Genomic DNA, 1,080 nt, shown 5'->3' with positions numbered 1-1,080 from the left:
ATTTCATGTCGTTTATCAATAGGCAATATAACAATCGCATCAACACGATTTATTACATTCGGCGTTCTGGGTTTGCCTTGGGTTTTGTGATTAAGGCGGTTAATTTAGGTTGGTTAGCATAGTAATAAACGTGTTATGCCAGCGTTAGCTCTACTTTTATTCATATTAGATGAGATATAAAATGACAACTAAAAAAGTAAAAAGTTATTGCCGAACATGTAATCATGAAACGAACCATCAAATTCTTTCTGAACATATAGATAGTACGCGAGAAGATTATGCGTACGATCATACTTATCAAATAACTCAATGTTTGGGATGCGATAGAAAATCATTCAGAGAGGTACTTGAAGATGTTGAGCATGCTTATCAAATATCAGAAGATGACTGGGAAGTTCCGACATCTATAAATGTTTATCCTAATTTTATTAAAGGGCATAGAACTCTTGAAGGTGGGTATTACTTACCAAGTTTAGTTGGACTAATTTATAAAGAAGTTTTACTCGCAATCCAAGAGAATGCATTAATTTTAGCTGGCCTTGGCTTACGAGGGACAGTTGAGGCCGTTTGTAATGATTTGAATATTACTGGTCGTAATCTTGAAATTAGAATATCGAAACTGGCAACGGCTGGTTATATTTCTAGAAAAGATTCAGATCGTTTACATGGTATTAGGTTTATGGGAAATGATGCTGCACATGAAGTTAAAAAGCCTAAAAGTGAACAATTATCTGTGGCATTAAAGATTGTTGAGCATCTTTTATCCAGTGTGTACATTCTAGAAAAAGAGGTTGAAGGTAATCTTGAAATAACAATCACTGATTTTAATAAGTTCGATGAACTATTAACAACTAAATTAAAGTCACTTTTACCTGGTGATGAGCTACCAATGCCAGAGATACTTGGCCGTGATATTCGTCGAGTTAAAGAATCATTAATATCATTAGAGTCAGAACTCAACGAAAAAATAAATAATGGTCAATATCTTAATTTGAAAACTGGTAAGCTTAGTAAGTATTTAAAATCTAAGAATAAACTTCAACACTACATAAAAGTATAGCTAACAAATGCATCAACACG

At 33.2% G+C, this 1,080-nt stretch carries 1 protein-coding gene; it reads left to right on the top strand.

Annotated features, from left to right (window positions below; translation table 11 throughout):
• The first annotated feature begins 181 nt into the window (after positions 1-181).
• The gene (locus A6E06_RS09160; protein ID WP_065591851.1) at positions 182-1,060 is read left to right on the top strand and encodes a DUF4145 domain-containing protein; all 879 of its coding nucleotides are present in this window, start codon (positions 182-184) and stop codon (positions 1,058-1,060) included.
• Positions 1,061-1,080 lie beyond the last annotated feature (20 nt).

It is taken from the genome of Aliivibrio sp. 1S175 (genome assembly GCF_001690985.1).
Lineage (GTDB): Bacteria > Pseudomonadota > Gammaproteobacteria > Enterobacterales > Vibrionaceae > Aliivibrio.
This window is presented reverse-complemented; position numbering and strand designations above follow the sequence as displayed.

Coding starts and splice junctions, on each gene's coding strand:
- A6E06_RS09160 (WP_065591851.1), top strand. CDS start 182: ATGACAACTAAAAAAGTAAAAAGTTATTGCCGAACATGTAATCATGAA.